This window comes from Phenylobacterium sp. (assembly GCF_031425575.1).
Lineage (GTDB): Bacteria > Pseudomonadota > Alphaproteobacteria > Caulobacterales > Caulobacteraceae > Phenylobacterium.
On sequence record NZ_JANPJP010000339.1, the window covers coordinates 1 to 7,454 of the forward strand.

At 62.2% G+C, this 7,454-nt stretch carries 7 protein-coding genes and 2 pseudogenes; 6 read left to right on the plus strand and 3 right to left on the minus strand.

Going from position 1 to position 7,454, the window contains the following annotated elements:
* The 4 genes from RMO97_RS18645 to RMO97_RS18660 all read left to right on the plus strand — a co-directional run.
* Positions 1 to 237, plus strand: a 237-nt coding sequence (locus RMO97_RS18645; protein ID WP_310542511.1) for an ATP cone domain-containing protein, incomplete at its 5' end; no start/stop codon positions are given.
* Between the two features lie 119 nt (positions 238 to 356).
* Positions 357 to 1,874 carry an autotransporter domain-containing protein gene (locus RMO97_RS18650; RefSeq protein ID WP_310542512.1) on the plus strand — a complete coding sequence of 506 codons (1,518 nt, stop codon included), beginning with the start codon at positions 357 to 359 and terminating at the stop codon, positions 1,872 to 1,874.
* 514 nt (positions 1,875 to 2,388) lie between these two features.
* Positions 2,389 to 3,015: a hypothetical protein gene (locus RMO97_RS18655; protein WP_310542513.1), complete on the plus strand. Its 627-nt coding sequence runs from the start codon at positions 2,389 to 2,391 to the stop codon at positions 3,013 to 3,015.
* Positions 3,016 to 4,149, plus strand: a complete 1,134-nt coding sequence (locus RMO97_RS18660; RefSeq protein ID WP_310542514.1) for a hypothetical protein — start codon at positions 3,016 to 3,018, stop codon at positions 4,147 to 4,149.
* Between the two features lie 219 nt (positions 4,150 to 4,368).
* Here the strand turns inward: RMO97_RS18660 and RMO97_RS18665 are convergent, their stop codons facing one another.
* From RMO97_RS18665 to RMO97_RS18675, 3 genes are read right to left on the minus strand one after another with little or no spacing between them, the layout of a single operon-like run.
* A complete protein-coding gene (locus RMO97_RS18665) occupies positions 4,369 to 4,647 on the minus strand; it encodes a type II toxin-antitoxin system RelE/ParE family toxin (protein WP_310542515.1) in 279 nt (92 codons plus the stop codon).
* Entirely contained in the window at positions 4,625 to 4,879 is a 255-nt protein-coding gene (locus tag RMO97_RS18670) for a TraY domain-containing protein (protein ID WP_310542516.1), read from the minus strand. The genes RMO97_RS18665 and RMO97_RS18670 overlap by 23 nt, the downstream gene beginning before the upstream one ends.
* A 25-nt stretch (positions 4,880 to 4,904) precedes the next feature.
* On the minus strand, positions 4,905 to 5,960 hold the full coding sequence (locus tag RMO97_RS18675) for a hypothetical protein (protein WP_310542517.1): 1,056 nt from the start codon (positions 5,958 to 5,960) through the stop codon (positions 4,905 to 4,907).
* Positions 5,961 to 6,510: 550 nt separating this feature from the next.
* Here RMO97_RS18675 and RMO97_RS21610 point away from each other — a divergent pair.
* Together RMO97_RS21610 and RMO97_RS21615 are read left to right on the plus strand one after the other, a co-directional pair.
* Positions 6,511 to 6,825: pseudogene (locus tag RMO97_RS21610) on the plus strand (trypsin-like serine protease); the annotation flags it as partial.
* Positions 6,826 to 7,359: 534 nt separating this feature from the next.
* Positions 7,360 to 7,454, plus strand: a pseudogene (locus tag RMO97_RS21615) (PEPxxWA-CTERM sorting domain-containing protein); the annotation flags it as partial.

The following is a 7,454-nucleotide window of genomic DNA, read 5'->3' on the forward strand; positions in this document are numbered from 1 at the left end:
CTGGAGCCCGACCGCGTGGAGCGGATGATCTCCGAGATCGTCCGCCAACTGGAAAGCATGGGTGAAACCGAATTGCCGTCCTCCACCATCGGCGAACTGATGATGAAGCACCTGAAGCAACTCGATGACGTCGCCTACGTCCGCTACGCCTCGGTCTACCGCGATTTCCGCGAGACGGAGGACTTCGCGCGGTTCCTGGGCGAGGAGGGGCTGAGCGAGGGGACGGACGAACGCTAGGGGCATACGGCTGGGCAACGGCTCTGCATTGCGCCGTGGCGATCTCGTTGTATCTTGATGATCCTGCCGGCGCTTTCGCCGCCGTCTCACATCGCAACCAACCCTCGGGGCGTAAAGTGATGACCAGAATTTGTACGCTCCTCACGGCGGTCTCCGCGGCGACCCTGATCGCCGCCGACGCCCAGGCCGGCACCCTCTGGATGGGAACCCTGACAGGCGCTCAGGAGGTGCCACCGGTCGCGGTCCCCTTCACGGGCACGGGGTTTCTGATCCTCAACACCGCCGAAACCTCCGCGGTCATCACGGTCACCCACAACGTTCCGGCCGCCATCGTCGTCAACGGGCACGTTCATCGCGGCGTCGTAGGGGTGAACGGGCCTGTCATCTTCGGCTTCCCCAGCAGCCCCGGCGCTCCGGCCGGCGTCAGTCCGGTGGGGCCGCTCACCTGGGCCATTCCGACGGCCGAGGTGGCCAACCTCAAGGCCCAGGGGCTCTACTTCAACATCCACAGCCAGCCGAACCCCGGCGGCGTCATCCGCGGCCAGATCGTCCGCGCCCTGCTCGCGCCGTCGGCGACCAACGCCTCGCAGCTGGCGGTGGCCAATGCGCTGGATGTCTCGGCTGGCTTCAGCACCGAGCTGGACCAGCTGCTGATGGCCCAGGCGGTGGGCACGGCCGCGGGGCGATCCCAGGCTCTGGAAGAACTCTCTGGCCGCACGATCTACGCCCAGGGCCGCCAGGCCGTCGAGACGATGGTCGATTTCCAGGAGACGATCTTCGGCCATACCGATGACGTGACCCGCCGCCCGGCGGCCGGCATCGGCCTGTTCGCCGCAGCGGGGGAAACCTTCGGCAAGCGCGACGCCGAGGTCGGTCAGTCCGGCTCGAAAATCTCCCGAACCACGTTCATGGCGGGCGTCGACCTCGCGTCCGGCGAGGACCTGACCGGGGGCCTGGCCATCGCCTACGCCACGGGCAAGGACAAGTTCCGCGGCGGGGTCGGCGAAACCGAAGTCGAGACCACGTCGGTTCAGGCGTTCGTCTCGGCGGGGCAGGGCGTGGTGTTCACGGGCGTAGCCGGCTACGGGTGGAGCAACCTCGACACCCGCCGGTCCCTCGCCAGCCTGGGCCGCACGGCCACCTCGTCACAGGACGGCAAGGTGTGGTCGCTGGCGGCCAGGGTCGCGGCCCCCATGGCGTTCGGCGGTGACAGTTCGCTGGCCCCCTACGCCCAGATCGACATGCAGCGCGCCACCATCGACGCCTACAGCGAGACGGGCGCCGGCGTGGCGGGCCTGGTGGCGCCCAAGCGCAAGCAAGACAGCTCCGCCGTCGAAGCCGGCGCCACCCTGACCCTTCCCCTGGCGGCGGCCGGCGGCGGCCTCACCGCGCGCCTGCGAGCGGGCTATCGCTACCGCCTCGACGACGGCGGCGACGACTTCGCCGTAAGCCTCGCCGGCTCACCGGTCGCCTTCCTGACCAGCGTCCAGTCGCAATCGCGCAGCGCCGCGCACATCGGCGCCGCCCTCAGCGGAAACCTCGCCACAAACCTGACGGCCTCCGCCAGCTATCGCGGGCTGCTGTCTAAGGACAGCAACGCCCACGCTGTGCAGGCGCGCGTGGCGTTGGCCTTCTAGGAGGGTCGCGCGGGGTTCCTACGCTCTGCGTTTTCGCATAGGCGGAACCAAGATATGGAACGCTACGTGCAGATTGCCACAAGATGTAGACAGGAGCCGCGAATCTCGAGAAACATATTAACTCGGCGTTAAATCGCTTTCGACCTGCCACGAATCGCATAAATCTCAAATTGCGGGGGCGATTCTGCCCTCGACGGCAGGGCGGGCCTATCTGTCTCAGGAAAATTTCCCCGGAAGAGCAGAAGTCTAACTGCTTGAAAGGGGCCGGCTGTCTAAGGCCGGATGGGAGAGGACGACGGTCCGACTTGGCGGTCCGAGAACGTCGCCCCCTCACCGAGTTTCCGACTCGTCGAAGTCGGTGCAGCGATTAGTAGCGTTCGGCGCATGTCTGCACAACAGACCTATCCGCGCCTCTGTCTCGCACACCACTTTGGCGATCCTTACTAGGAGCGCCTGTGATCCACTTCGAGCTACACATTGGGCAATGTGCGTCGTCCTTTTCGGGATCCGACGCATGAACCACGAGTATTCGGTCCTTGGCGGCATCAATCGCGCCCGTATCGGGCAGGTGATCGCCATCATCGCTGCCACAGTTTCCTCCATTGTTGTCGCACTGGTCTTGGCGGCGTTCGACGTCGCACGATCTTTAGGCCTCGGCGAGCATGTGCCGCCTGTGCTGCTGCCTCCCATCGGGGCGGGAGTCGCCTTCACTCTCCTCTACTGGTTGTTCGACCGGTACATCTGGAAATTGCCCTGGATCGCCAGCGCGCTTGGGGTCCCGCACCTCGCAGGGCGTTGGAGATGCGAGGGCCAAACTATCAATCCAGACAAGTCGAAGGGATACGAATGGTTGGCTCAGATCACTGTTGTGCAAAGCTGGGACAAGATTCGAGTCAACTTAAAGACGCATCAGTCGGCCTCGAATAGCTGCACAGCCGCGCTGTTACGTGACGATGCAGAGGGCTTTCGGCTCTTCTACAGTTACCGAAATGAGCCGAAGGCCGATCAGCCCGAACTCCAAAGCCATCGCGGCTACGCGGAACTTGTCTTCCAGCCGGACCTGAAAACGGCTGAAGGCGAGTACTTCAACGGCCTTGGCCGATTCACATTCGGAACCATGAAACTCACAAAGGAGGCCTAGATGCCACGCAACATCAGGGGACGACTGGACCGCCTAAAGCAGCGCCGTAGCGGAACCGACCGTCTCGACTGGCTAATTGAGTCAGAGAGAGCTGACATCCTGTTGAAAAGTATCCTCGACGAGCCCTGGCAGAAGCGCGTCAGCGTGAATACGCCCAATACACGCTACGCTATCGGCTCGATGGCGCAGGTGGAGCCGGAGTACACTGCAATCAGCCTCGAAACCGCAACTCGGGTCGGGAAACAGCTGAAAGCCAATCTTGAGGCAGCGGGCTTCTCGATAGAATTCAGGCTACAGGGTTCCGTCCCGCTTGACGTACATATCCGCGGCGTCAGCGACGTCGACCTTCTCACCCTCGACACGCAGATTCTCATTTACTGTAGTGATGGCGTTCTCGGTCAGAGCGGTTACTACAGCCCCTCGAAAATGACATCCCTTGAAGCCCTCAAAAAGCTGCGGGCCCAGGCCGAGGTCATCTTGACGACCAAGTTTCCTGCGGCGAAGGTCGACTGCACGGGCGGTAAGGCGATCTGTATCTCCGGCGGATCGCTCGCCAGGCCTGTAGACGTGGTGCCGTCGATTTGGTGGGATACGGTCGACTATCAAACTACTAGACAAGAGCATGATCGTGGCGTGAACATTCTCAACAGGAAGGTTCCAGAGACGCTTCAGAACCAACCCTTCCGCCACATTAAGCGCATCAACGATTTCGATGCTGTCGCAAGGGGTGGATTGAAAAAGGCGATTCGTCTCTGCAAGCATGTAAAGAACGATGCGCAGGAGGAAGGTACGGTCATCGACCTGCCTAGCTTTGATATTGCCGCGACGATGTACCACGCGAACCTGCAACAGCTTTCCACGAACCAGTACTACGAACTAGGTGTTTTGGCTGAGACGCAGAGACATCTTGATTTTCTTGCAACCAACCACGATGAAGCGCGAAAACTCTACGTACCGGACGGATCGAGGAAGATATTTGACAGTAGCGATAAGCTGCGCGGGCTAAACGCATTGTCTACGGAGATGGACGATTTGATGACTGAGGTCGCGAAAGAGCAAGCGCCACTACTTGGGGCAACGCCGAGCTGGTACGATAGTCGCAACGTCCTAGCAAAAAGCATTGTCGCAGGGTAAGATTGAGAGTATTATTGCAAATACATTCGTATTCGGTGACTGTGACAGTAACCGAAAAATAGCCCAACCTACGTAGATCATGAAAGCTGAGCGGTTATTGCAGCTGTTGTGAACCTGATGGCAGGTTATCCTGTCCCGCTAACGCCAAAAGTCATCCACGAAACAGACACCTGCCTTCAGAGAGCAAATCTGACCCATTGAAAGTCGCATTTCTCGTCGCTATCGGCGGTAGACCTTACGTCGATTGCCGAGCCGGATCACGGTAATGATCATGACGCCGTCGCTTGGGTCGGCAATGATCCGCCAATCGCCGACCCGATACTTCCAGAAATCGCCGAAGTCCCTACTGCGCAGGGCTTCGCCTAGGCTGCGCGGGTCTTCGAGCACCGCGACGCGGTCACGCAGGAAGGTCAGGATGCGTTTTGCGATTTGCGGATCGAGTTTGCGGAGTTGTTTGGCGGCGCTGTCGGAGAGTTCAACGCGCCAGGCCATATTCATCCAGCAGTTCGCTTAGCGGAATGCGGGCCTCCGTTCCGGCGCGGACGCGTGCGCGAACTTCGGACGACAAGTGAGCATCCTCCAGATCGTCGATATGCTCGACAATGGCTTGCGTGGCGTAAAAGGTCTTTGAACGCCCTGTCAGCGTAGAGAGCGCAGCGAGACGCTCTTCGACCTGGGCCGGCAGTCTGAGTGACATTGGCATAACGACATCGGTATCATAGCGATACACGTATCGCAAGGCGCGTCGGACGCTCTCACTTCGCCGCAACCACCCCCGCCGCCTGCCGCTCCGCCAACCGCGCCCCGCCCAGGATCCCCTCCATCGCATAGTTCCCCTCCATCGCATAGTTCCCCTCGTGGCAGGCGTATTCATAAACCCCGCCCTTGGGGACGGTGAGGGTGTATTCGGCTTTCCAGGGCGCGGCGTAGTGGTTCGGATCGGTCACTTCGAACTGGTAGAAGATCTCGGCCTTCCCCATGCGGGTGAAGCGCTCGACGATCCGGCCGTCCTTGGTCAGCGGAATGGAGCTTTCCGACGCCTGCGCCGGGTGCACGTTGACGGTTTCCATCACGAACGTGTCGCCTTCCCACCACCCCACCGAGTCTCCCAGCCAAGGCGTGATGGCGGTGGGCCGGTGCGCGGCGCGCGCCGCAGTCGCCGTGTCGAAGATCGGAATGATCCGCACGTCGTGAACCATCTCGATCACCATCACCATGTGATGCGGGGTCTGCACGAACTGGTAGGTGTTGTTGTAGAGCGATCCCAGCATGCCGGGCCCGCCCGTGTTGCCGAACCCGATCAGGCACCGCTCTCTCAGCGGGAGATCTTCGGGGTCGGTATAGTCGCCTCGGCCGCTGACATATTCCTGACCGATCCGGCGCTGGGTCGCGGTGCTGGCCGCGCGGTCGCGGTACGGGATCCTGCCGTCCGCAGGCTCGACGATGCCGGAGGCCCGGATCTCGCCCTTGACCACCGAATAGCCATCGCCCGGGTCCACCCAGAAGGCGTTGTACCCGCCCGGATCGCCGGACCCCTGCGGGGCGGGCGCATTGGGATCGGTGGGCCTGGCGTCGGCGGCGCGGAAGGCGGCGCTACGGCCCGCAAGAGCGTCGGCCTCGGCGCGCGACAGCACCAGCCGGGGCTGGCTGGCGGCCCGTTCCAGGGGGGTCATCGTGCGGCTGGTCCACGTGCCGCTCAGGTCGGCGGCAGGGCCCGGCGTGGGGGCCGGCTGGGCGCAGGCCAGCCCGGCGCTCGCCGCAAACGCACACGAGAGCATGAGAACCTGGGACAGTGCGACATGGCCGGCCATTGATTTCTCCCTCGAGACGCAGATGTGTTTCATGTGAGCGCACGGTACATGGCTTTGCCGTATCGCGTAACGGCACTGGCGCGGGCGGGCCTCACGGGGCGGCAGGTGGCGCTACGGTGTGCTGAAATGGCTCGGGATCTTATAACTTGTGCTCATACGACACGAATTTGCATGGGTTTTATACGCTTCCTGACTGAAAAAACCGCGGTCACCGAATTATGGTTAACTAAAACTTGACCATCCTGGCTCCAGTGGCATGTTCAACGGCTGGCGCCGCGTTGGCGCAGCTTTACAATGGGGCAACATGACCAACAGTTCACTACGCATCGCCGCATTCGGCGCCCTCAGCGCCCTGGCGCTGGGCATCGCCGCGCCGGCCTCGGCGCAAAAGATTTCGTCTGGTTCTTCCGGCGACCTGACCTGGTTTGCCGAAAGCCGCATCATCGGCCAGATGCCCACGTCGGCCGTCCTGCCGCCGAGCAACACGATCGGGGGCGGTGATCCACTCTACTACCCCACCACCAACAAGAGCGGGACCGTCGCGCTGATCATGACCTACGCAAACGACGTCAGGTTCATCTGTTCGGGCAGCGTCGTCGGCGGCGGCACGTCGATTGCCACCGCCGCGCACTGCGTCAGCGACGGCTACGGCACCGCCAATCCGCTGAGCACGAAAGCCTACTTCTTCGCCGGGGACGCGGATCAGCGCACTGCCCTGCAGGTTGGCGGCGTTGAGATCGACGTGACCCGCTACATCGTCAATCCGGAATACACCGGCGAGGTGATCGACCAGAACGATATCGCCATTCTGCGCCTGGCCAGTGCGGCGCCGTCGTTTGCGGAAGTCTATGACCTGTACACAGAAGGCGACCTCACCGGTCGCAACTTCAATGTTGCCGGTTACGGCGCGCGGTCCACGGTCGGTGGTGCGCAGGGCAACACGCCGCCGTTTGGCGCCCGCACCGGCTTTCTGCGCGAAGGCGACAATACCTATGACTACGCCTGGGGCAATCCGCTGTTCCAGGGCTTCTTTACGGAACTCGACGGCAACGGTGAGAACTTCTTCGGTACGGCAGAGGTCGAGTTCAGCTTTGTGTCCGATTTCGACAACGGGCTGAGAGCACAGGACCAGTCGCGACGGATTGCCAATGCGCTCGGACTGGGTCCCATCGGCAACAACAACTTCGACCACACGGGCCTTGGCGCGCGTGAAGTCGGCATTGCCGGCGGCGACTCGGGCGGCCCGGGGTTCATCGATGGAAAGTTGGCCTCGATCAACTCCTACGGCCTGACGTTCGGCGTCAATTTCGGCGATTTCGGTGGCGGCCTGAACGCCGGCTGGGGTGAGTTCAGCGGCTATGTGCCGATCTACATCCACACTGACTTCATCAATTACGCGGTTTCAGTGCCCGAGCCGTCGAGCTGGGCGTTGATGATTGCCGGCTTTGGCCTAGCCGGCGCCGCCGTGCGACGTTCACGTCGTCAGAGCGCGGC

Coding starts and splice junctions, on each gene's coding strand:
- RMO97_RS18650 (WP_310542512.1), top strand. CDS start 357: ATGACCAGAATTTGTACGCTCCTCACGGCGGTCTCCGCGGCGACCCTG.
- RMO97_RS18655 (WP_310542513.1), top strand. CDS start 2,389: ATGAACCACGAGTATTCGGTCCTTGGCGGCATCAATCGCGCCCGTATC.
- RMO97_RS18660 (WP_310542514.1), top strand. CDS start 3,016: ATGCCACGCAACATCAGGGGACGACTGGACCGCCTAAAGCAGCGCCGT.
- RMO97_RS18665 (WP_310542515.1), bottom strand. CDS start 4,647: ATGAATATGGCCTGGCGCGTTGAACTCTCCGACAGCGCCGCCAAACAA.
- RMO97_RS18675 (WP_310542517.1), bottom strand. CDS start 5,960: ATGGCCGGCCATGTCGCACTGTCCCAGGTTCTCATGCTCTCGTGTGCG.